The 21325-nt window shown below is 66.0% G+C and carries 20 protein-coding genes and 1 tRNA gene; 7 read left to right on the forward strand and 14 right to left on the reverse strand.

Annotated elements, in window-relative coordinates:
- Position 1: 1 nt before the first annotated feature.
- The 11 genes from ACJ7Z0_RS07500 to ACJ7Z0_RS07550 all read right to left on the reverse strand — a co-directional run bounded on the left by ACJ7Z0_RS07500 (position 2) and on the right by ACJ7Z0_RS07550 (position 9593).
- Complete coding sequence (locus tag ACJ7Z0_RS07500; RefSeq protein WP_434789324.1) at positions 2-613, reverse strand: NADH-quinone oxidoreductase subunit C; 612 nt, start codon at positions 611-613, stop codon at positions 2-4.
- Positions 614-626: 13 nt separating this feature from the next.
- Positions 627-1106, reverse strand: a complete 480-nt coding sequence (locus ACJ7Z0_RS07505; protein ID WP_012748606.1) for a NuoB/complex I 20 kDa subunit family protein — start codon at positions 1104-1106, stop codon at positions 627-629.
- 15 nt (positions 1107-1121) lie between these two features.
- On the reverse strand, positions 1122-1481 hold the full coding sequence (locus ACJ7Z0_RS07510) for an NADH-quinone oxidoreductase subunit A (protein ID WP_055805154.1): 360 nt from the start codon (positions 1479-1481) through the stop codon (positions 1122-1124).
- A gap of 66 nt (positions 1482-1547) precedes the next feature.
- Positions 1548-1632, reverse strand: a tRNA-Leu gene (locus tag ACJ7Z0_RS07515).
- A gap of 117 nt (positions 1633-1749) precedes the next feature.
- Positions 1750-2163 carry a preprotein translocase subunit SecG gene (gene secG / locus ACJ7Z0_RS07520; RefSeq protein WP_434789325.1) on the reverse strand — a complete coding sequence of 138 codons (414 nt, stop codon included), beginning with the start codon at positions 2161-2163 and terminating at the stop codon, positions 1750-1752.
- 39 nt (positions 2164-2202) lie between these two features.
- Positions 2203-2991, reverse strand: coding sequence for a triose-phosphate isomerase (gene tpiA, locus ACJ7Z0_RS07525; RefSeq protein WP_434789326.1), 789 nt, complete (start codon positions 2989-2991; stop codon positions 2203-2205).
- Entirely contained in the window at positions 2985-3983 is a 999-nt protein-coding gene (locus ACJ7Z0_RS07530) for an NAD(P)H-quinone oxidoreductase (protein ID WP_434789327.1), read from the reverse strand. Before ACJ7Z0_RS07530 ends, tpiA begins: the two co-directional genes overlap by 7 nt.
- A 96-nt stretch (positions 3984-4079) precedes the next feature.
- Positions 4080-6407 (reverse strand): polyribonucleotide nucleotidyltransferase, encoded by a 2328-nt coding sequence (gene pnp, locus ACJ7Z0_RS07535; protein WP_431129839.1) that lies wholly within the window; start codon positions 6405-6407, stop codon positions 4080-4082.
- 216 nt (positions 6408-6623) lie between these two features.
- Complete coding sequence (gene rpsO / locus ACJ7Z0_RS07540; RefSeq protein WP_007837783.1) at positions 6624-6890, reverse strand: 30S ribosomal protein S15; 267 nt, start codon at positions 6888-6890, stop codon at positions 6624-6626.
- A gap of 235 nt (positions 6891-7125) precedes the next feature.
- Positions 7126-8283, reverse strand: a complete 1158-nt coding sequence (locus ACJ7Z0_RS07545) for a pyridoxal phosphate-dependent aminotransferase (protein WP_434789328.1) — start codon at positions 8281-8283, stop codon at positions 7126-7128.
- An 11-nt stretch (positions 8284-8294) separates the two neighbouring features.
- Positions 8295-9593: a branched-chain amino acid ABC transporter substrate-binding protein gene (locus tag ACJ7Z0_RS07550; protein WP_434789329.1), complete on the reverse strand. Its 1299-nt coding sequence runs from the start codon at positions 9591-9593 to the stop codon at positions 8295-8297.
- A 122-nt stretch (positions 9594-9715) separates the two neighbouring features.
- On the opposite strand from ACJ7Z0_RS07550, the gene ACJ7Z0_RS07555 reads away from it, so the two are divergent.
- Positions 9716-10087, forward strand: coding sequence for an Hsp20/alpha crystallin family protein (locus ACJ7Z0_RS07555; protein ID WP_434789330.1), 372 nt, complete (start codon positions 9716-9718; stop codon positions 10085-10087).
- Between the two features lie 189 nt (positions 10088-10276).
- Positions 10277-11035: an alpha/beta hydrolase-fold protein gene (locus tag ACJ7Z0_RS07560; protein ID WP_434789331.1), complete on the forward strand. Its 759-nt coding sequence runs from the start codon at positions 10277-10279 to the stop codon at positions 11033-11035.
- On the opposite strand, the gene tsaD is transcribed toward ACJ7Z0_RS07560, so the two are convergent.
- Positions 10971-12032 carry a tRNA (adenosine(37)-N6)-threonylcarbamoyltransferase complex transferase subunit TsaD gene (gene tsaD / locus ACJ7Z0_RS07565; RefSeq protein ID WP_434789332.1) on the reverse strand — a complete coding sequence of 354 codons (1062 nt, stop codon included), beginning with the start codon at positions 12030-12032 and terminating at the stop codon, positions 10971-10973. The genes ACJ7Z0_RS07560 and tsaD overlap by 65 nt on opposite strands.
- A gap of 75 nt (positions 12033-12107) precedes the next feature.
- Here tsaD and ACJ7Z0_RS07570 point away from each other — a divergent pair, with 75 nt between their 5' ends.
- The 4 genes from ACJ7Z0_RS07570 to ACJ7Z0_RS07585 all read left to right on the forward strand — a co-directional run bounded on the left by ACJ7Z0_RS07570 (position 12108) and on the right by ACJ7Z0_RS07585 (position 16742).
- On the forward strand, positions 12108-13388 hold the full coding sequence (locus ACJ7Z0_RS07570; RefSeq protein ID WP_434789333.1) for a nitrate- and nitrite sensing domain-containing protein: 1281 nt from the start codon (positions 12108-12110) through the stop codon (positions 13386-13388).
- 342 nt (positions 13389-13730) lie between these two features.
- Positions 13731-14975: a CmpA/NrtA family ABC transporter substrate-binding protein gene (locus ACJ7Z0_RS07575; RefSeq protein ID WP_434789334.1), complete on the forward strand. Its 1245-nt coding sequence runs from the start codon at positions 13731-13733 to the stop codon at positions 14973-14975.
- Between the two features lie 22 nt (positions 14976-14997).
- A complete protein-coding gene (gene ntrB, locus ACJ7Z0_RS07580; protein WP_434789335.1) occupies positions 14998-15936 on the forward strand; it encodes a nitrate ABC transporter permease in 939 nt (312 codons plus the stop codon).
- Positions 15933-16742 (forward strand): ABC transporter ATP-binding protein, encoded by an 810-nt coding sequence (locus tag ACJ7Z0_RS07585; RefSeq protein WP_434789336.1) that lies wholly within the window; start codon positions 15933-15935, stop codon positions 16740-16742. The genes ntrB and ACJ7Z0_RS07585 overlap by 4 nt, the downstream gene beginning before the upstream one ends.
- Positions 16743-16767: 25 nt before the next feature.
- On the opposite strand, the gene ACJ7Z0_RS07590 is transcribed toward ACJ7Z0_RS07585, so the two are convergent.
- Positions 16768-18060 (reverse strand): ANTAR domain-containing protein, encoded by a 1293-nt coding sequence (locus ACJ7Z0_RS07590; protein ID WP_434789337.1) that lies wholly within the window; start codon positions 18058-18060, stop codon positions 16768-16770.
- Between the two features lie 257 nt (positions 18061-18317).
- On the opposite strand from ACJ7Z0_RS07590, the gene ACJ7Z0_RS07595 reads away from it, so the two are divergent.
- On the forward strand, positions 18318-19586 hold the full coding sequence (locus ACJ7Z0_RS07595; protein ID WP_434789338.1) for an MFS transporter: 1269 nt from the start codon (positions 18318-18320) through the stop codon (positions 19584-19586).
- A gap of 17 nt (positions 19587-19603) precedes the next feature.
- On the opposite strand, the gene ACJ7Z0_RS07600 is transcribed toward ACJ7Z0_RS07595, so the two are convergent.
- Complete coding sequence (locus ACJ7Z0_RS07600) at positions 19604-21304, reverse strand: bifunctional protein-serine/threonine kinase/phosphatase (protein WP_434789339.1); 1701 nt, start codon at positions 21302-21304, stop codon at positions 19604-19606.
- Between the last annotated feature and the right edge of the window lie 21 nt (positions 21305-21325).

Below are 21325 nucleotides of genomic sequence, written 5' to 3' on the forward strand. Positions count from 1 at the left end.
ATCAGTGCAAACCGCTGCCGTAGTTGTCTTCGCGGATCACGCGCGGCGTGATTTCGCGGGGCTCGATCGATACCGGCTGGTAGACGACGCGCTTCTGCTCTTCGTCGTAGCGCATCTCGACGTGGCCGGACACCGGGAAGTCCTTGCGGAACGGATGGCCGATGAAGCCGTAGTCGGTAAGAATGCGGCGCAGGTCGTCGTGCCCCTCGAACACGATGCCGTAGAGGTCGAAGGCCTCGCGCTCGAACCACGTGGCGGCGTTCCAGACGGGCTGGAGCGAATCGACCACCGGTAGGTCTTCGTTGGGGGCGAACACCTTGAGGCGCACGCGCTGGTTGAGGCTTACCGAAAGCAGGTGCGTGACGACGCAATAGCGCTCGCCCTGCCACTCGCCTTCGCGATAGTCGGAATAGTCCATGCCGCAGAGGTCGATCAACTGCTCGAAGCGGCAGCCGGGCGCGTCGCGCAGCAGCGTGGCCGCCTCGATGTAGGCGTCTGCAGCAACCACCACAGTCACCTCGCCCAATGCGAGCGTCACGCTCTTGGCGCGGGCGCCGAGCGCCTCGGCGATGGTGGCGCGCAGCACCTCCGGCGATATTGCAAAGTCAGTCATCGTCGGCAATCCCTCAGGCGCGCGCAATGGTGTTGGTGCGGCGAATCTTCTGCTGCAGCTGGATCACGCCGTAAAGCAGGGCTTCGGCGGTGGGCGGGCAACCCGGCACATAGACGTCGACAGGCACAATGCGGTCGCAGCCGCGCACCACCGAATAGCTGTAGTGGTAGTAGCCGCCGCCATTGGCGCACGAGCCCATCGAGAGCACCCAGCGCGGCTCAGGCATCTGGTCGTAGACCTTGCGCAGCGCCGGCGCCATCTTGTTGCACAGCGTGCCGGCCACGATCATCAGATCGGACTGGCGGGGGCTGGGCCGAAACAGCATGCCGAAACGGTCGATGTCGTAGCGGGCCGCGCCCGCGTGCATCATTTCGACGGCACAGCAAGCCAGACCGAAAGTCATCGGCCAGAGTGATCCGGTCTTCGCCCAATTCACCACCGAGTCGTAGGTGGTGGTGACGAAGCCCTCTTTCATGACGCCTTCAATGGCCATTTTGTCGATTCCTTGTCATTCCCAGTCGAGCGCGCCTTTTTTCCACTCGTAGACAAAGCCCACGACGAGGATGGCGAGAAAGATCATCATGGCCCAGAAGCCGACGGCGCCGATTTCCTTGAGCGCGATGGCCCACGGAAAGAGAAAGGCAATCTCGAGATCGAACAGGATGAAGAGAATGGCGACGAGGTAATAGCGCACGTCGAATTTCATGCGCGCATCCTCGAAGGCCTCGAAGCCGCACTCGTAGGGAGCGTTCTTCGCTGCGTCGGGCCGATTGGGACCCAGGATGTAGCCGATGACTTGCGGTGCGACACCTACACCGACACCGACCAGAATGAACAAAAGGACGGGGAGATAGGAATCGAGGTTCATCGGGAGATTTTTCACCGCTTGCCACCGGCAGAAAAACACTCGGATGAGGTTTCTGCCAGTGAGATTTGGTGCGGTCGGCGAGACTCGAACTCGCACAGCTTTCGCCACTACCCCCTCAAGATAGCGTGTCTACCAATTTCACCACGACCGCGGTTTTTTGTTCGGATGGCATGAGGTACCTGGAAAGGTGTTTGGCTTTCCGAACAGCTTTAGAGTTTACCCTGAAATGAAGCCGTTTCTCGCTGGCAGCTTCATGAAAACAACTTGATTATTTGTTCGGGATCTGACCCGGGCCCGAAACAGGTGCGGCAGGTGCCGAAGCTGGTGCCTTGGCAGGCGCCGCACCGGATGTGCCCGAAGGAATTTGCCCCGCCGCGGCTGACGCGGGGGTTGCGGGCGTGCCGACGGCCGCGCGCTCCAGCAGGCTGCCGCCGCCCGTGGGCCGTGCATGGCTGAAGTAGGCCAGCAGCAGCGTGCTCGCAAAGAACACCGCCGCCAGGACAGCCGTGGTGCGCGAAAGGAAATTCGCGCTGCCGCTGGCACCGAACAGGCTGCCGGCACTGCCGCTGCCGAAGGCCGCGCCCATGTCGGCGCCCTTGCCGTGCTGGATCAGGATCAGCCCGATCATTGCAAGGGCCGACAGCATCTGCACGCCGACCAGAAGATTGAGGACCACATTCATTCGTTCTTACTCCTAATTGATGACAGCCGCGGCTCGGGTTCAGCGAGCGGCGGCGGAAATGATCTGCAAAAAGTCGGGGGCCTTGAGCGACGCGCCACCAATGAGGCCGCCGTCGATGTCAGGCTGCGCGAGCAGCTCTGCGGCGTTGGCCGCGTTCATGCTGCCGCCATAGAGAATGCAGATGCCGGCCGCGTGTTCGCTGGCGGCGTGGTGCAGCTGCGCACGCAGCACGGCATGCACCGCCTGCGCCTGCTCGGGCGTGGCCGTCTTGCCGGTGCCGATGGCCCAGACGGGCTCGTAGGCCACCACGATTTCGCTGATGCAGTGGCCGTTGACGTGGATCACCGCCGCCAGCTGGCGCTTGACGACTTCTTCGGTATGCCCCGCTTCGCGCTCGGCCAGCGTTTCGCCCACGCAGACGATCGGCGTGATGCCGTTCGCCAGCGCAGCCGCCGTCTTGGCCGCCACCGCTTCGTCGGTTTCGCCGTGGTACTGGCGGCGCTCCGAATGGCCGACGATCGTATAGCGCACGCCGAATTCCTTCAGCATGGCCGCCGATTGCTCGCCCGTGAACGCACCTTGCGGGTGCGCCGAGATGTCCTGTGCGCCAAGCGCCATGGCCGCAGAGCCCGCCAGCAGCGATTGCAGCTGGGCGAAATACGGGGCCGGCGCGCAAAGCGCGATATCGCAGCTGGCCGGCGCCGCGGCCAGGCCCTGCTGCAGGGCCTTCACCAGCGACTCGTTGGCAGCAAGGCTGCCGTTCATCTTCCAGTTGCCCGCGATCAGCTTCTTTTTGGTCGTTGTCATCGTGTTGTTGCCCGTCACCATGTCAGCACGATCTTGCCGATGTGCTGGTTGGATTCCATCAGCGCATGCGCCTGCGCGGCGCCGCTGGGTTCGCCGCCCGCCACAAAGGTGCTGTGGATCACGGGCTTGATCGCGCCGCTTTCGAGCAGCGGCCAGACCTTCTCGCGCAGCGCCTTGGCAATGGCCCCCTTGAAGGCCACCGGCCGGGGCCGCAGGGTCGAGCCGGTGATCACCAGCCGCTTGCGCAGCACCAGGCCCGCGTTGAAGTCGCTCTTGACCCCGCCCTGCACCGCGATGATCACCAGCCGGCCGTCTTCGGCCATGCATTCGATCTCGCGGGCCACGTAGTCGCCGGCGACCATGTCGAGAATCACGTCCACGCCCTTGCCGCCAGTGAGCTTCTTTGCCTCCTCGGCGAAGTCGCTCGTGCGGTAGTTGATGGCGTGGTCGGCGCCCAGCGCCTTGCAGGCTTCGCACTTGTCATCGCTGCCGGCCGTGACGATCACGGTCGCACCCAGTGCCTTGGCGATCTGGATGGCCGTCACGCCGATGCCGCTCGAGCCGCCTTGGATCAGCAGGGTTTCGCCCTTTTGCAGACGGCCCCGCTCGAACACGTTGCTCCAGACGGTGAAGAAAGTCTCGGGCAGCGAGGCTGCCTCGGTATCGCTCCAGCCCTTGGGCACCGGCAGGCATTGCACCACGGGCGCCACGCACAGCTGCGCATAGCCCCCGCCCGCGATCAGCGCACAGACGCGGTCACCGATCTTGAAACCCGCCTCGGCCAAGGCCGCGGCGTCGCCCGACACGATCTCGCCGGCCACTTCGAGGCCCGGCAGGTCGGAAGCGCCCGGCGGCACCGGATAATGCCCCTTGCGCTGCAGCACGTCCGGACGGTTCACACCGCTGGCCGCCACGCGAATCAGCAACTCGCCCGCACCGGCCACCGGATCGGGACGCTCCACGGCGCGCAGCACCTCAGGGGCGCCGTACGAAGTGATTTCAATGGCTTTCATGGTCTTTGGCCTGCAACGCCCGCGGAACGGGCGTGGTTAGCTGTTCAAAAAGATGGCAACGGCAGCCATGGCCGCCGTTGCGCCCTTCTTCTCTACTTACTCTTGCGGTTCGCGCGGTGCGTACTGCGGCTCGCCAACGGGCGCCTGCGGCTGCTCGTTGCGCGGCTGCTGTTGCTGCTCGTTGCTGAAACGCGGCGCACGTTCGCCACGATCGCCACCGCGGTCACCGCCACGGTCGCCACGGTCCGAACGCTCGCGGCGCTCGCCGCCGCGATCACCACGGTCGCCACGGTCTTCACGCGGCGCGCGTTCCTGGAACTCCATGCCGGCCGGACGCTCGGTCAGGGCCTTCATGGACAGCTTGACGCGGCCCTTTTCGTCCGTCTCGAGGACCTTGACCTTGACGATCTGGCCTTCGCTCAGATAGTCGGTCACCTTCTCGACGCGTTCGTGCGCGATCTGGCTGATGTGCAGCAGGCCGTCCTTGCCGGGCAAGAGGTTGATGAGCGCGCCGAAGTCCAGGATCTTGGTGACCGGGCCTTCGTAGACCTTGCCGATTTCGACTTCGGCGGTGATCTGCTCGATGCGCCGCTTGGCGAACTCTGCCTTTTCCGGATCGGTCGAGGCGATGGTGATGGTGCCGTCTTCGTCGATGTTGATCGTCGTGCCGGTTTCTTCCTGCAGGCCGCGAATGACCGCGCCGCCCTTGCCGATCACGTCGCGGATCTTCTCGGGGTTGATCTTCAGCGTGGTCAGGCGCGGTGCGAATTGCGACACCTCGGTCTTGGCCTCGCCCATGGCTTCCTGCATCTTGCCCAGGATGTGCATGCGCGCCTCCTTGGCTTGCGCCAGTGCGACCTGCATGATTTCCTTGGTGATGCCCTGGATCTTGATGTCCATCTGCAGCGCGGTGATGCCGTTGGTCGTGCCGGCCACCTTGAAGTCCATGTCGCCCAGGTGATCTTCGTCGCCCAGGATGTCGGTCAGCACCGCAAAGCGGTTGTCTTCCTTGATGAGGCCCATGGCAATGCCGGCCACGTGGGCCTTCATCGGCACGCCGGCGTCCATCATCGACAGGCAGCCGCCGCAGACCGAAGCCATCGACGAGGAGCCGTTCGATTCGGTGATTTCCGACACCACGCGAATGGTGTACGGGAATTCTTCCTTGGTCGGCAGCACGGCGACGAGCGCGCGCTTGGCCAGGCGGCCGTGGCCGATTTCGCGGCGCTTGGTCGAGCCCATGCGGCCCACTTCACCGGTGGCGAAGGGAGGCATGTTGTAGTGGAACAGGAAGCGGTCTTCGTACTCGCCGGCCAGCGCGTCGATGCGCTGTGCGTCGCGTTCGGTGCCGAGCGTGGTGATGACCAGGCCCTGCGTCTCGCCGCGCGTGAACAGCGCCGAGCCGTGGGTGCGGGGCAGCACGGAGTTGCGGATCTCGATGGGGCGCACGGTGCGCGTGTCGCGGCCGTCGATGCGGGGTTCGCCCGAGAGAATCTGGCTGCGGACGATCTTCGACTCGATCGAGAACAGCAGGTCGTTGACCTTGCCGGCGTCGAAGGGTTCGCCGCTTTCCTTCAGCGTGTTCATCACGCTGGCATTGGCTTCGCGCAGGGCTTGCGTGCGGGCTTGCTTGCTGCGGATCTGGTAGACGGCGCGCAGCTTTTCTTCGGCCAGGCTCTTGACCTTGGCAACGAAGGCTTCGTCTTCGGCCGGCGCTTGCCAGTCCCACACCGGCTTGCCGGCGTCGCGCACGAGTTCATGGATCGCGTTGATCGCGATGTTGGCTTGTTCATGACCAAACACCACGCCGCCCAGCATGATTTCTTCGCTGAGTTGCTGCGCTTCGGATTCGACCATCAGCACGGCCGCTTCGGTGCCGGCGACGACGAGGTCCATCTGCGAATCCTTGCGGGCGGTCTGGCCCGGATTCAGCACGTACTGGCCGTTGATGTAGCCCACGCGCGCGGCGCCGATCGGGCCGCTGAAGGGAATGCCGGAAATCGACAGCGCGGCGCTCACGCCGATCATGGCGGCGATGTCGGCGTCGACTTCGGGGTTGAGCGACAGCGTGTGGATGACCACGTGCACTTCGTTCAGGAAGCCTTCGGGGAACAGCGGGCGGATCGGACGGTCGATCAGGCGGCTGGTCAGGGTTTCATGTTCGCTGGGCTTGGCTTCGCGCTTGAAGAAGCTGCCGGGGATCTTGCCCGCGGCGTAGGTCTTCTCGATGTAGTCGACGGTCAGCGGAAAGAAGTCCTGGCCCGGCTTGGCGGTCTTGGAGGCAACCACGGTCGCGAGGATCACGGTGCCGTCGATGTCGACCACCACGGCGCCGCTGGCTTGGCGGGCGATTTCACCCGTTTCCATGACGACGGTCTTGTCGCCCCACTGGAAGGACTTGGTGACTTTGTTGAAGAGGCTCATGTTTTGCTCCTGTTTTGATAGCGAAACACCTGTATTCGGTACAGGTTCCGCAGGGACGGAGGCTTCTCAGAACACGATGCCATTCCAGCGAAGCTCGGCGGGAACTTCATTGGAATGACACAGCTTCGCTCTGTTTTGGCACTCCGAAAGTGGATCGCGAAGTAAAAAACGCCTGAGCTAGCGGACTAACCCAGGCGTTTTTTCATGCGATTCGGTTTACTTGCGCAGACCCAGCTTGGCGATCAGCGCGGTGTAGCGGTCGGCGTCCTTGGACTTGAGGTAGTCCAGGAGCTTGCGGCGGCGGCTCACCATGCGCAGCAGGCCGCGACGGCCATGGTGATCCTTGGCGTGCGTCTTGAAGTGGGGGGTGAGCTCGTTGATACGGGCGGTCAGCAGTGCAACTTGCACTTCGGGGCTGCCGGTGTCGTTGGCGGCGCGGGCGTTGTCTTTGACGACTTCGGCCTTGATGGAGGCTGCGATCATGTTGAATTTCCTTGTTCCGGGATGTTTGACTTGCGGTGAGCGCTGGAACTGCCCTCACCGTGCGCCTTGCGGCATGCAAAGCCATGGAATTATAGCTCGCCCCCAGGCTCCGCGCACTTCGTGTCGCTCCTCCCTCCCCCTACCGGGGGCGACGCCAGCGGCCCGGCAAAGCCGGTTCCGCGGCATCCCTGGAATGGACGGCTCGCCTTCGGCCTCGCGGCGGTTCTTCTTTTTTTTATTGCTCGGCGAGCCAGGTTTTCAGGCGCTCGACGCCTTGGACTAGTCGCTGCGGGTCTTTGGAGGCAAAACACCAGCGCAGCCAGCCTTGGGCTTCGGGGGCAAAGGCATTGCCGGGGGCGAGACCGAGGCCGGCTTCGACGACCAGGCGCTTGGCCAGGTCGAGGGAATCGCCGAAGCCCTCGAGGCGGAAGAAGGCGTACATGCCGCCCTTGGCGGGAGCCACCTGCACGCCGGGGAGCTCGGCCAGCAGCGGCACCAGGGTGTCGCGGCACTGCTTCAGATGGGCCACCACGCGGGGCGTGATCTCGGCGGTGTGTTCGATGGCGGCAACGGCGGCGCGCTGGGTGAAGACGCTGGCGCACGAAGTGTTGAACTCGATCAGCTTGCCGATGCCCTCCACCAGCGCGGGCGGCAGCACGAGCCAGCCCAGGCGCCAGCCGGTCATGAGGAAGCTCTTGGAGAAGCTGTGCGTCACCACCAGCCGGTCGTCGGGCCTGGAGATGTCGAGAAAGCTCGGCGCGCAGCCATTGGGCGTGGGCTCGAAGTAAAGGCGCTCGTACACCTCGTCGGCCAGGATCCAGGTGCCGGTCTCACGGCAATGGTCGAGCACGGCCTGCTGCTCTTCGCGCGTCATGGTCCAGCCGGTCGGGTTGTTGGGCGCGTTGACGATCAGGAGCTTGGTCTTTGGCGTGACCGCCTTGCGCAGAGCGGCCAGGTCGAGCGTCCATTGTCCGTCGGCAGGCACCAGCCACACCGTGCGCACCTGGGCGCCGAGGATGGCGGGCTGCGCCGTGAGGTTGGGCCACACCGGCGTGACCGCGACCACCTCGTCGCCCGCATCGACCAGCGCCTGCACCGCGAGCATCAGCGCGCTGACGCCGCCGGAGGTGACGGCAATGCGCGACGCATCGACCGCCGGATGAAGCATGCTGGTGTAGCGCGCAATGGCCTCGCGCAGTTCAGGCAGGCCGAGGTTGTGCGCATAGAAGGTTTCGCCGCGCTGCAGCGAGTCGATGGCCGCCTGGCGGATCACCTCGGGCGTGACCTCGTCGCTTTCGCCGAACCAGAACGCGAGCACGTCGTCGCGGCCGAGCCCGGCATTGGCAACCTCGCGGATCTTGGAGGCTTCGAGGTTGTGAATGGCTTCGCGCATGTTTTCGTTTCCTAGATTCTTTTCATTTTGCAGCTGGTCGGCAGTTCGGCGCGTTCGGGCGCAATGGTCTTGATCACGCGAAAGCCGTAACCCGACCCTTCGACATCGAACTGCACGCCCGGCCGGCCCTGTCTGTCCATCACACCGACCACGAGCTGCTGCTGAAACTGGTGGTCGGCCGCGCGCATGCGGCCACGCTGTCCGTAGAGGCTCACGTCGGCCTGCTCGAGCGCGCGCGCCACGGCCACGGCTTCGACACTGCCCGCGCGTTCGATCGATTGCGCCAGCGACTCCATGAGCAGCTGCATGCGCATGTGCACGTAGTCGTCGGCCGGCTTGGGAAAGCGCGCGCGGAAGGCGCGGTAGAACGCCTCGGACTGGGCGGTCTGCACGTTGGGCAGCCAGTCGGCCACCGCGATGACGCGGCCGATGCCGGCATCGCCGATGGCCGCGGGCGCACCGAGCGCGTTGCCATAGAAGGTATAGAAGGTGCCGTTGAATCCGGCCTCGCGCGCCGCCTTCACCAGCAGCGTGAGATCGTTGCCCCAGTTGCCGGTGAACACCGCCTGCGCGCCACTCGCAAGGATCTTGCTGGCGTAGGGCGCAAAGTCCTTCACCCGGCCCATCGGGTGCAACTCGTCCCCGACGATTTCCACGTCCGGCCGCTGCACGCCCAGCTGGCGTTTCGATTCGCGCAGCACCGCCTGGCCGAAGCTGTAGTCCTGCCCGATGAGATACGCGCGCTTGAGCGCCGCATCGTCCTTCACCACTTCCATCAGCGCGGCCACGCGCATGTCGGCATGGGCGTCGAAGCGAAAGTGCCAGAAGCTGCAGCGCTCGTTGGTGAGCACCGGATCGACGGCCGCGTAGTTGAGAAAGATCACGCGCCGCGAAGGATCGCGTTCGTTGTTCTTCTCGATGGCATCGACCAGCGCCGCGGCGGTGGCCGAGGAGTTGCCCTGCAGCACGATGCGCGCGCCATCGTCCATGGCCGCGCGCAATGCCGACAGCGCTTCTTCGTTCTGCCCCTTGCTGTCGTAGCGGTCGAGCTGCAGCGGCCGCGCGCCACCGGGCACACCCGGCAGCTTGACGCCGCCGCGCGCATTCACGCGCTCCACGGCCCACAGCAGGTTGCGGAAGACCGCTTCGCCCGTGTTGGCGAACGGGCCGCTCATGCTTTCGATCAACGCAAGGCGAATGGGCGCAGGTGCTGCGGACGGCGCCTGCGCCAGCGCGGCAAAGGGCGCTGCGCATAGCGCCAGCGCCGCAAATTTCAAGGCCTTGCGACGCCAAATAAAGGGGTGAGTCATTGTCTTGAAACGGGTGCGGCCATGCCTAGATGAGGTGTCAAGCGGCACTCAGGATTGAATGGCCGCGCAGTGTAAGGGACACACATTCCTTGTCCCCATTGTGTTCATTCAGGAGTTCTCACATGTTTTTCGCACCCACCCTTCGCACGGCCCGTTTCGCTCCCCGTTCGTACGACCGCGCCTTCGAGCGCTTCGTCAATGAAGCCTTTGCCGGAGCAAGCCGCTCGCCGCTCGTCGAACAGGACGACAAGAGCTGGACCCTTTCCCTCGACGTGCCGGGCCTCTCGCGCGAAGACCTCGCCATCGGCATCGAAGGTGCCGTGGTCCGCATCGACAGCAAGGCCGAAGCCAAGCGCCAATTCAAGGCTGCGTATGAGCTGCCGCTGGACATCGACGTAGCTGCCAGCGAAGCCAAGCTCGAGAATGGCGTGCTCACGCTGAAGCTCGGCAAAAAGGTGCCGGCCAGCCAGATTTCGGCGCTGCAGATCAACTGATCTTGCAAAGCCCACGAGAGGAAAGTGTCGTTAACTTTTGTTTTTGACTTTGTTCGCACTCCCTATTCACAATAGGGCAGCGGATAACGTCACATGATGTGACGTTTTCACATTTTTCTTCTTCGTGGGCGTCTCGCAAGCGCACCGAATCCTCGCGGTGCGGATTCGGGTGCCCCCTCAAGGCACACCATGATCACGCACCTCAAGTCAGCCAAAGACAATGAACGGTCCGAGACGCTCCTGGTCTTCCTGCCGGGCGCCTATCTGAAACCCGACGAATTCGAGCGCGAAGGCTTCATCAGCGCCGTGCGCGAGCGCCATCTGGCGGCCGATTCGCTGCTGGTGGACGCCGACGTTTCCTACTACTACGACCAGACGCTCAGCGAGCGCCTGCATGCGGACGTCATCGAACCGCAGCGGGCCAAGGGCTACAAGTCGATCTGGCTCGTGGGCATTTCCATCGGCGGCTTCGGCGCGCTGATCCATGAACTGTCCAGGCCGGGTTCGGTCGACGGCATCGTCGCGCTGGCCCCCTACCTGGGGCGGCGCGTTCTCGGCGCCGAAATCATCAAGGCTGGCGGCCTGCGCGCGTGGCAGGCACCCAGCGGCCCCCTGCCCGACGAAGAACTCGACCGCAAGCTGTGGCCGTGGTTCAAGCAATACCTGGAACCCCAGCAAGCCCAGAGGCTGCCGCAGCTCTATCTCGGCTTCGGCCTGGACGACCGCTTTGCCAGCAACCACAAGCTGCTGGCCGATGCCTTGCCCGAAGGCCGCGTCTTCACGACCGAAGGCGGCCACGACTGGCCGCAGTGGCGCCAGCTGTGGCGCAACATGCTCGATGTTCTGCCGGTGCCGTCGCTCGGCCGCTCGCCGCGTCCTGCGGCTAGGCGAGCACCCGCGGGGGTGTCTCGGGCGTCATCAGCGAAGCCATGGGCCATCGCGGCTTGACGTCGAAGGCATAGCGCTCGCTGGCCTCGGCCAGCCCCGACTGCAGCCGCATGGCGGCCGCCATGGCGATCATCGCGCCGTTGTCGGTGCACAGATGCAGTTCCGGGTAGTGCACGCGCACGCCGCGCTTCGCACAGGCGGCATTCAGCTGCTCGCGCAGGCTTCGGTTCGCCCCCACTCCGCCCGCCACGACGAGCCGCTTGAGGCCGGTCTGCTCGAGCGCCGCCATCGACTTCTTCAGCAGCACCTCGACGATCGCCGCCTGCGTCGATGCGGCAAGGTCCGCCTTGCTCGCTTCGAGCGCGGTGCCGAGCTTCTTGGCCTGCGTCAGCACGGCGGTCTTCAGCCCGGCGAAGGAGAAATCCAGATCGCCGCTGTGCAAAAGTGGCCGCGGCAGTTTGAAGGCGGTGGCGCTGCCCTCCTCCGCCAGCTTGGCCAGCCAGGGGCCGCCCGGATACGGCAGGCCCATGAGCTTGGCGCTCTTGTCGAAGGCCTCGCCGGCTGCGTCGTCGATGGTTTCGCCCAGGAGTTGGTAGCGCCCGACGCCATCGACCCGCATCAGCTGCGTATGCCCGCCCGACACCAGCAGCGCCACGAACGGAAATTCCGGCGGGTCCGCGCTCAGGAACGGCGACAGCAGGTGCCCTTCGAGGTGATGCACCCCGAGCACCGGCTTGCCGAGCGCCGCGCCCAGCGCGCAGGCCACGCCCGCGCCCACCAGCAAGGCCCCGGCGAGGCCTGGCCCGCGTGTATAGGCGACCACGTCGATTTCGGCCAGCGAGCGCCCCGCCTCGGCCAGCACGGTTTCGGTCAGCGGCAGCACGCGGCGGATGTGGTCGCGGCTGGCCAGTTCGGGCACCACGCCGCCATAGGCCTGGTGCATGGCGATCTGGCTGTGCAGCGCGTGCGCACGCAGCAGCGGCAGCGCGTTGCCGTGCGATTCGACCAGCGCCACGCCGGTTTCGTCGCAAGAAGATTCGATACCCAGGAGAAGCATGCTGCGAGTGTAGGCGGCGCAGAATGTCCGCACGGCACGGATGTTGCAGCGAGGCTGTGGCTCCCCCTCCCCACCATGAAATCCGGACTGAGTTTTCTGATCGCCGCCAGAAAGTGCGAAATCGACGAGCTGGACCAGCTCGCGCGCACCAGCGACCTGGTCGGCCTGATCGCGCGTCTGGTTCATGCGCTGCAGCGGGAGCGCGGCATGTCGAACGTCTTTCTCGCCTCGCGAGGGGTCCGCTTCGCCGAGCAGCGCGACCCGCAGATCGCCGAATGCCTGGCACTCGAACAGGCGGTACGCGCCGGATTCGACCAGCTCGAGACCGAGGCGCGTCCTGGGGCCACCGCCGGCAACAGCGCCCGCCTCTTCAGCCGCATTGCCTGGGTGCTCCCCGGGTTCGACGGCCTGCCTGCCCTGCGCCGCCGCGTCGGCGCGCTCGAGCTGACGCCCGCGCAGGCCACTGCGGCATTCGCCAAGCTCGTCGCCGGTTTGCTGGCCGTGGTGTTCGAAGCGGCCGATGGCGCCACCGACCCCGAAATCTCGCGCCTCCTGGTCGCGATGTTCAATTTCATGCAGGGCAAGGAATTCGCGGGCCAGGAGCGCGCTTTCGGCGCCGCCTCGCTGGCCGTGGGCCGCCGCGACGAGTCACAGCGCCAGCAATGGCTGCATCTCATCGAACTGCAGGAACGCTGCTTCCAGGTCTTCACCGACTTCTCCAGCAGCAGCGTGCTGGCGCTCTGGCATCACAGCCAGTCCGACGCGGCCACGGCCGAGATCGAACGCATGCGCCGGATGAGCGTGACGTCGGCCCAGGCGGCTTCGGCGGCCGTGCCCGACTCCCGGTTGAGCCAGGCGTGGTTCGACAGCTGCACGCGCCGCATCGACACCATGAAGACCGTCGAGGACCGGCTGGCCACCGACTTGCGCGAGCTCTGCGCCCGCAAGACCACGCAGGCGCGCAGCGAACTGCAGAGGTACGAGGAGGTGCTTGGTGCCCTGGCGCCCCAAACCGAAGGCGCGGCCTTCTTCGACGACGCCGGCACCCAGGCCACCGAGCCCGCCCAGTACGGCCGGCACCTGGAGCGCTCGGTGCTCGACATGGTTCAGGAGCAATCGCGCCGCCTGCAGGCCATGAGCGACGAGCTCGAGACCGTGCGGGCCTCGCTCAATGAGCGCAAGCTGGTCGAGCGTGCCAAGGGCCTCTTGATGGCGCACCGCCGGATGACCGAGGCCGAAGCCCACAAGATGCTGCTCAAGACAGCCATGAACCAGAAGCGCCGGCTCGTCGACGTGGCCGAGTCGATGCTCGCCATGGCCGACTACCTTCCCGTGGCCGAGGCGTCCCAACGCTGAAGAAGCGGGCACGGGCGTTCGAATTGGTGCGGCGCACAACAATCGTGCATGCAGCCGACTTTCCGGTCCAACCCCCCGTGCCGCGCACAGGCAGTCGATCTTCTGCTGCCTATTTGATAGCGGCTGGAGTGCCGAAAAGCTGGCACACAGTTTGCTGAAGTAGTACATGGACCCTCGGGTCCCAGGCAGGCAGCACCCAACGGCGGGTGTTTGACTACCGACATCGGACAAAGGCGTCCCCACCCCGCAAGGGCTCGTTTTCGAGCGGCCCTCGCGCGGTGCGGACGCCTTTTTTGTTTTTTGCTTTTCCTTTTTGTCTGTCCTTCAACCGGAGCCCGTCACATGACCGACCTGCTGAAAACCCGCCTCAGCCGCCGCCGCGTACTGCAAGCCGCCGCCATTGGCGCCGTGGGAATCGATCCCGCCCTGCGCGCCGCCGTCTGGGCCCAGGGCTCCGACAAGCCGGAGAAGGAGGAAGTGAAGATCGGCTTCATCCCGCTGACCGACTGCGCCAGCGTGGTGATGGCCTCGGTGCTGGGCATCGACAAGAAATACGGCGTGAAGATCGTGCCCAGCAAGGAAGCCAGCTGGGCCGGCGTGCGCGACAAGCTCTCCAACGGCGATCTGGACATGGCGCACGTGCTCTACGGGCTGGTCTACGGCATGCACCTGGGCCTGAGCGGTCCCAAGAAGGACATGGCCGTGCTCATGACGCTGAACAACAACGGCCAGGCCATCACGCTGTCGAAGAAGCTGGCCGACAAGGGCGCGGTGGACGCGGCCTCGCTCGCCAAGCTCATCGCCACCGAAAAGCGCGAATACACCTTCGCCCACACCTTCCCCACCGGCACCCACGCCATGTGGATCTACTACTGGCTGGCCTCGGCGGGCATCGACCCGTTCAAGGACGTCAAGAACATCACGGTGCCGCCTCCGCAGATGGTGGCCAACATGCGCGTCGGCAACATGGACGGCTACTGCGTGGGCGAGCCCTGGGGCCAGCGCGCGATCATGGACGGCATCGGCGTGACAGCCATCACGACGCAGGACATCTGGAAGGACCACCCTGAGAAAGTGCTCGGCACCACGGGCGACTTCGTCAAGAAGTATCCCAACACCGCGCGCGCCGTCACCGCGGCCATCATCGAAGCGGGCAAGTGGATCGATGCGGGCCTGCAGAACAAGAACAAGATGGCCGAGACCATTGCCGACAAGAGCTACGTCAACACCAGCGTGGACGCCATCAACCAGCGCATCCTGGGGCGCTACGTCAACGGCATGGGCAAGAGCTGGGACGACCCCAACCACATGAAGTTCTACAACGGCGGCGCCGTGACCTTCCCCTACCTGTCCGACGGCATGTGGTTCCTCACGCAGCACAAGCGCTGGGGCCTGCTCAAGGAGCATCCGGACTACCTGAAGGTGGCTACCGAGATCAACCGCATCGACATCTACAAGCAGGCCGCCGCCGCCACGCAGACGCCGGTTCCCAAGGACGTGCTTCGCACCAGCAAGCTGTTCGACGGCTCCGTGTGGGACGGCAAGGACCCGAAGAAATATGCCGACTCTTTCAAGATCCACGTCTGAGACGCCTGAGGAGAAACACACCATGGTCAGCGCTGTATTTCATTCGCCGATGGACGCATCTCTCCCTCTCCCACGTGCGGGAGAGGGCCGGGGTGAGGGAGCGCCCCGCGCCGAAGCTGCCCCCCTCCCCATCCCACTCCCCAAAGTGGAGAGGGAGCAAAAGCCACGCATATCCATCGACCTGCGCGCCTTCTGGATGCGCGTTCTGCCGCCGCTCGCGGGCTTCGGTCTCCTGGTGCTGATCTGGGAGCTGGTTGCCATGAAGAGCACCACCGGCTTTCCCTCGCCGCTCGCCACCTGGCAGCAGGCGCTCACGGTGTTCAGCGATCCGTTCTACAGCAAGGGCCCGAACGACCAGGGCGTGGGCTGGAACGTGCTCTCGTCGCTGCAGCGCGTGGCGCTCGGCTTCGGGCTCGCCGCGGCGGTCGGCATTCCGGCCGGCTTTGCGATCGGGCGCTTCGAGTTTCTCTCGCGCATGTTCAACCCGCTGATCAGCCTGCTGCGTCCGGTGTCGCCGCTCGCATGGCTGCCCATCGGCCTCCTGGTGTTCAAGGGCGCCAACCCGGCGGCCATCTGGACCATCTTCATCTGCTCGATCTGGCCGATGGTGATCAACACCGCGGTCGGCGTGCAGCGGGTTCCGAGCGACTACATGAACGTGGCCAAGGTGCTGAACCTCAGCGAATGGAAGATCTTCACCAAGATCCTCTTCCCCGCCGTGCTGCCCTACATGCTGACCGGCGTGCGCCTGGCGGTGGGCACCGCGTGGCTGGTGATCGTCGCGGCCGAAATGCTCACCGGCGGCGTCGGCATCGGCTTCTGGGTGTGGGACGAGTGGAACAACCTCAACGTCGCCAACATCATCATCGCGATCTTCGTCATCGGCATCGTCGGCCTGGTGCTGGAGTTCGCGCTCATCAAGCTTGCAACGGCATTCACGTTCGAAGAGGTCAAATCATGAACGACGATTCGAAGTACATCGAGATCCATGGCGTCGAGCAGCGCTTCAAGACCGCCAAGGGCAGCTTCCTTGCACTGCAGGGCGTCAACCTGAACGTGGCCAAGGGCGAGTTCGTCACGCTGATCGGCCATTCGGGCTGCGGCAAGTCGACACTGCTGAACCTCATTGCCGGCCTGACCACGCCGACCGAGGGCGTGCTGCTGTGCGCGAACCGGGAAATCAAGGGCCCGGGCCCGGAGCGCGCGGTGGTCTTCCAGAACCACTCGCTGCTGCCCTGGCTCACCTGTTTCGAGAACGTGTACCTCGCGGTCGAACGCGTGTTTGCCGCCACCGAGAACAAGGCGCAACTGCGCGCACGCACCGATGCGGCGCTCGCAATGGTCGGCCTCACGCCGGCCGCGCAAAAGCGCCCCGGCGAAATATCGGGCGGCATGAAGCAGCGCGTGGGCATTGCACGCGCGCTGTCGATGGAACCCAAGGTGCTGCTGATGGACGAGCCCTTCGGCGCCCTCGATGCGCTCACGCGCGCCAAGCTGCAGGACGAGTTGCTCGCCATCGTGCAAAAGACGCAGAGCACGGTCGTCATGGTCACGCACGACGTCGACGAGGCGGTGCTCTTGAGCGACCGCATCGTGATGCTCACCAATGGCCCGGCCGCCACCATCGGCGAAGTGCTGACGGTGGACATCGCCCGTCCGCGCAACCGCGTCGAACTGGCCGAAGACCCCGTCTACGTGCACGCCCGCAAGGCCGTGATCGATTTTCTCTACACGCGCCAGGCGCACGTGGAGAAGGTCGCGGCCTGAACCAGCGAGCGCGGCACAAGCGGCGTCAGGACATGATGACCTGCAAGCTGTGCTCGTACCAGGCCGTGAGGCGCTCGAAGGTGTCGACCAGTGCTTCGCTGGAACGCACCAGCGTCGCCCGGCCCTCGGCGCTGTCGAGCGCCTGCACGCCACCCACCAGGCGCAGCCATTCGTCGCGCGCGGCAACCAGCGCGGCGCGGATCTCGGGCGAGCTGAGGGGCGCACGCTCCAGTTCGCCCAGCGCCGCCTCGAACTCGCTCATGGTCGGCAACAGCCGGCCGCGCGAAGCCTCTGCCGCGATGGTCGATGCAAGCAATGCGTCTTTCGCAAGGCGCTGCGCACGCATGCGCTGGCGCCCGCAGATGTTCACGATGCGCAGCGCGCGCCGCGCACCGGAGGCTTCCAACGCATCCGTCATGGCCTCGGCCGCCAACAGCAAGGCCTCGCCGCGCGCATCGATTTCGGCCAACCCCTCGGGCGCCGGCCGCGCGGCCAGCAAGGCGGCCAATCCGTCCCAGGCCGTTCGCACTTCGCCCAGCGCCTGCACGCCGGCCGCGCCCAGCTCGAGGGTGGCCAGATGATCCAGGTTCTGCTGCACCCGCTCGGTCGATTGCGTGCGCAGGACCCGCGCGCGCTGCACGTCGATGCCGGCGAGCAACTGCGCCGCCACGCGCACCAGCCGCTGCGAGAGCATGCGCAGCTGTCCGGCGCGGTTGATGGCGTCGGCCCATTGCGCGGCCTCGATCACCGAGCGCGACACCTCGCCCAGCCTCAGGTTGGCATGCATGGCGGCACCGCGCAGCAGGCCGAAGGCTTCGTCCTCGCCGATGCCCCGTGCGGACATCAGAAGGCCCTTGGCGCGATCAACCCACTTGCGCTCGTCCATGCGGGTGCGCAGGCCCTCGAGTTCGGTACGCAATGCGGCGTCGCGCTGCCAGCGGGCCTGCGCCCGGGCGGTCAGCCCGGCCAGCGAAGCGCCGTCGAGCGCATCGAGCGGCATCCACGCATGCATGCCGAGCGCAACCAGCGCTTCGTGCTGCGCGCTGTCGAGCGGCGCACTCACCAGGCTCAGTGCGCACGGCGGGGCGCCGTTCCATTCCTTCAGCGCATCGAGCAGCGCCTGCAGCTGCTGCGCCGGTGCCGGCAGCCAGGCCAGCGCCTGTTGCGGTGCAAGCGCCCCCACCCGCTGCACCAGCGTGTGGCAAGTGGCCCGCTCGCCGGCGCCGGTGCCGGCACTCGCCAGGGCCTGCTCCAGCGGCTCCGGCAACGGCGCGGGTACGGCGAATTCATTGGGCAGGACGACGAGAAGGGACATCATGGCAAAGCGGTTGAAGGCAGGGCAAGCATAGGCCACGCCGGCTCGTTTTCGCAGGCACGCCTCTTGCGTCAATCGGGGCGCGGTGTAACGAAGCACCGCTTTGGTGAGGTTGCAGGCTCCTGCAACCGTCCCGGCATTCCCCATGCCGGGAAGCACCCCCACGCCGACAGCGTCCGCTGCCGGCACTCCGCCCCAACCCCGTCCGTCGACACGGCCCTCGAAGAGCCGCGCCGCGGCATTTCGCACGATTGAACGCCATGTCCAGTTTCAGGACCTTCTTGCAATCAGGCCACGGCCCGACGCTGTTCTCGGCCTTTCTGTACTTCTCGTTCTCCTGCTGCATCTGGGTGCTGAACGGCGCCATGGCGCCCTTCATCGGCGAGACCTTCAACCTCTCGCCCGCGCAGAAGGGCCTGATGCTTTCGGTGCCCATCATCGCGGGCGCGCTGATGCGCTTTCCGCTCGGCATCCTCTCGCAATACATCGGTCGCAAGAATGCCACCCTGGTCGAGATGGGCATGATCGCGGTGGCCATGCTGTTCGGCTTCTTCTTCGTGAAGAGCTTCAACGACCTGCTGGCCATGGGCGTATTGCTGGGCATTGCCGGCGCCAGTTTCGGCGTGGCGCTGTCGCTCGGCTCGGGCTGGTTTCCGCCGCAGCACAAGGGCCTGGCCATGGGCCTGGTGGGTGCGGGCAATGTCGGCACCGCGGTGTCGGTGCTGGTGGCCCCGCCGCTCGCGCAATGGCTCGGCTGGCAGGCCGTGTATGCCGTGGCGGCCGCCGCCATCCTGGTGCCGATGATCGTGATGGTGGTGTTCGCCAAGGAGCCGCCCGACGTCGACAGCCACGCGAGCTTCCGCGAGCACATCGCCTGCCTGTTCGAAAAAGACGGCTGGGTGTTCAGCCTCATCTACGGCGTGACCTTCGGCGGCTTCATCGGCCTCATCACCTTCCTGCCCTCCTACTACTACGACCAGTTCGGCGTGAGCAAGGTGCAGGCCGGACAGCTCACGATGCTGGCCGCCTTCATGGGCGCTGCGGTGCGCATCGTCGGCGGCTGGCTCTCCGACCGCTGGGGCGGCGTCAACACCCTCACGGTGGTGCTGCTGGTGGTGGCTGTCGGCCTGGTGCTGGTGGGCATCTCGTCGTCCTCCCTGGCGCTCACCACGCTGCTCCTGATCCTGTGCTTTGCCGCGCTGGGCGCGGGCAACGGCGCGCTGTTCCAGCTGGTGCCGCTGCGCTGGCCCACGAGCACGGCGGTGGCCGGCTCGATGATCGGCGAGATCGGCGCGCTGGGCGGCGGCCTGGTGCCCAACGCCATGGGCCTGTCGAAGCAGTACCTGGGCAGCTATGTCTGGGGCTTCGTGTTCTTCGGCGCGCTCTCGCTGGTGATGCTGGGCGTGATGCGCGTCATGCAGATCCGCTGGACCCGCACCTGGGCCGAAAAAGGCGGCCGTGCGCGCACCTCGCACCAGCCGGCGGAAATGAAGAAATACGTCCCACCACGGAAAGCGGCACGCCCATGACCTTCTTCCGCTCGCCGTCAGCGTGGCAGGAAGAGAAGCCACACCACGAGCAGTGCGTTGAACAGCAGCGACACGGCCAGCGCGATCTTGTAGAGCGCGGCCGGATCGCGGCGGATCAGCGGCGTGGCGGCGGGCGCGCTGACGGGGCGGGAAGCGCCCCGCTCCAGGGCGAGCAGCATTTCCTCGGCGGTTTCGAAGCGCTCCCTCGGATCGCGCGCGACGGCCTTGCGCACCAGGTGGTCGAGCCACACGGGCACGTCGGGCCGAAGGCGCGAGAGCGCGACCGGATCGCGCCGGTAGCGCGCCACCTGGTAGGGCTCGATCTCGCCGTAGGGCAAGTGCCCGCCGAGCCACTGGTACAGCGTGGCGCCGAGTGCGAACAGGTCGCTGCCGGGGTCGGCATGGGCGCCCTCCCATTGCTCGGGATTGATGTAGCTCGGCGTGCCGGCATGCAGCTCCCGCTGGGCCGAGCCTTCGCGTCCGGACAGCGCCACGCCAAGATCGAGGATGCGCCAGCGTCCGTCGTCGCCCAGGTGCAGGTTGCCGGGCTTAATGTCTCGATGCACCACGCCATGGCGGTGCAGCCGGCCCAGCGCCTTGGTCACCTCGATGGCCGCCGTGACCACTTCGGCCACGGTGCCGCGGGCGCCGGACTTGCGCATCTGCTCCAGCGTGCGCCCGCCGTGCCAGTCGAACACGATGTAGAGCGCGCTGGCGTTTTCGGCCCGCTCGTGCACCCGCACGAATCCGCCGCTCCCCACGCGCTGGCCCAGCCAGGCCTCGTGCGCGAGCATGGCTCGCTCCTGCGGATCGCTGGCGCGCGAGGGGTGCAGCGTCTTGAGCGCCACCAGCTGTCGCGTGGCTGCATTGCGCGCCTGGTACAGCAGATGCACGCCGGTGTCGGCCACCAGCCCGGTGATGACGTAGCCGTCGAGTGCATCGCCCACTTTCAAGAAGGGCGGCGGCGCCAGACGGCGGCCGTCGCCGAGCTCGTCGTCCAGTTGCCGCGCGTCCAGGCCGACCACGCGAATGACCAGCGCCGTCGCGTTGTCGCGCGTGCCTGCATCGAGCGCCGCCCGCACCAGCGCCTCGCTCGCGTCCTCGGCACCGCCCTGCAAGGCGAGCTCGGCCAGGCGCTGCGGCTTGAGCACGCCGTGCACGCCGTCGGACGTGAGCACGAAGCAGTCGCCCACCCGCACGTCGCCCTGCACGTAGTCGACGCGCACCTGGTCGTCCAGGCCGATGGCACGCGTCAACCGGCTGCGCATGTCGGGATGCTCGAAGGCATGGTCCTGCGTCAGCAGCATGGCGGGCTCGCCGTCTGTGCGCACGCGCCATGCGCGCGTATCGCCCACGTGCGCCAGCGTGTAGCTCTGCCCATGCAGCACCAGGGCCGTCAAGGTGGTGAGCGCGGTGCCCCCGCCCTGCCGACGACGGTTGTGGTCGGCAAGCCAGGCGTTCTGCGCGGCGACCAGGCGGTCGAGCGCGGCGGTCGGCTCCCAGGTGTCCGGCGTGGCGAAGTAATCGGCCAAGAGGCCCATCACGGTGGTCTGCGAGGCCTCCAGCCCGCGGCCGCCGGTGGACACGCCATCCGCAATGGCCGCGATGAGCCCGCGCGCCTCGTCGCCGGGCGGCGCGTTCACGGCGCCGGCAAAGTCTTCGTTCACTTCGCGCGGTCCGCGCTGGCTGCTGTAGCCGATGTCCACTTCAAAGCTCATGGCGCGATTCTCCACGCGCCG

This window comes from Variovorax palleresanus, from assembly GCF_051144945.1.
GTDB classification, from domain to species: Bacteria; Pseudomonadota; Gammaproteobacteria; order Burkholderiales; family Burkholderiaceae_C; genus Variovorax; species Variovorax paradoxus_S.

Bases quoted from the DNA above. Each gene is read 5' to 3' on its own strand.
- ACJ7Z0_RS07500 (WP_434789324.1), bottom strand. From the start codon at position 613: ATGACTGACTTTGCAATATCGCCGGAGGTGCTGCGCGCCACCATCGCC.
- ACJ7Z0_RS07505 (WP_012748606.1), bottom strand. From the start codon at position 1,106: ATGGCCATTGAAGGCGTCATGAAAGAGGGCTTCGTCACCACCACCTAC.
- ACJ7Z0_RS07510 (WP_055805154.1), bottom strand. From the start codon at position 1,481: ATGAACCTCGATTCCTATCTCCCCGTCCTTTTGTTCATTCTGGTCGGT.
- secG (WP_434789325.1), bottom strand. From the start codon at position 2,163: ATGAATGTGGTCCTCAATCTTCTGGTCGGCGTGCAGATGCTGTCGGCC.
- tpiA (WP_434789326.1), bottom strand. From the start codon at position 2,991: ATGGTGACGGGCAACAACACGATGACAACGACCAAAAAGAAGCTGATC.
- ACJ7Z0_RS07530 (WP_434789327.1), bottom strand. From the start codon at position 3,983: ATGAAAGCCATTGAAATCACTTCGTACGGCGCCCCTGAGGTGCTGCGC.
- pnp (WP_431129839.1), bottom strand. From the start codon at position 6,407: ATGAGCCTCTTCAACAAAGTCACCAAGTCCTTCCAGTGGGGCGACAAG.
- rpsO (WP_007837783.1), bottom strand. From the start codon at position 6,890: ATGATCGCAGCCTCCATCAAGGCCGAAGTCGTCAAAGACAACGCCCGC.
- ACJ7Z0_RS07545 (WP_434789328.1), bottom strand. From the start codon at position 8,283: ATGCGCGAAGCCATTCACAACCTCGAAGCCTCCAAGATCCGCGAGGTT.
- ACJ7Z0_RS07550 (WP_434789329.1), bottom strand. From the start codon at position 9,593: ATGACTCACCCCTTTATTTGGCGTCGCAAGGCCTTGAAATTTGCGGCG.
- ACJ7Z0_RS07555 (WP_434789330.1), top strand. From the start codon at position 9,716: ATGTTTTTCGCACCCACCCTTCGCACGGCCCGTTTCGCTCCCCGTTCG.
- ACJ7Z0_RS07560 (WP_434789331.1), top strand. From the start codon at position 10,277: ATGATCACGCACCTCAAGTCAGCCAAAGACAATGAACGGTCCGAGACG.
- tsaD (WP_434789332.1), bottom strand. From the start codon at position 12,032: ATGCTTCTCCTGGGTATCGAATCTTCTTGCGACGAAACCGGCGTGGCG.
- ACJ7Z0_RS07570 (WP_434789333.1), top strand. From the start codon at position 12,108: ATGAAATCCGGACTGAGTTTTCTGATCGCCGCCAGAAAGTGCGAAATC.
- ACJ7Z0_RS07575 (WP_434789334.1), top strand. From the start codon at position 13,731: ATGACCGACCTGCTGAAAACCCGCCTCAGCCGCCGCCGCGTACTGCAA.
- ntrB (WP_434789335.1), top strand. From the start codon at position 14,998: ATGGTCAGCGCTGTATTTCATTCGCCGATGGACGCATCTCTCCCTCTC.
- ACJ7Z0_RS07585 (WP_434789336.1), top strand. From the start codon at position 15,933: ATGAACGACGATTCGAAGTACATCGAGATCCATGGCGTCGAGCAGCGC.
- ACJ7Z0_RS07590 (WP_434789337.1), bottom strand. From the start codon at position 18,060: ATGATGTCCCTTCTCGTCGTCCTGCCCAATGAATTCGCCGTACCCGCG.
- ACJ7Z0_RS07595 (WP_434789338.1), top strand. From the start codon at position 18,318: ATGTCCAGTTTCAGGACCTTCTTGCAATCAGGCCACGGCCCGACGCTG.
- ACJ7Z0_RS07600 (WP_434789339.1), bottom strand. From the start codon at position 21,304: ATGAGCTTTGAAGTGGACATCGGCTACAGCAGCCAGCGCGGACCGCGC.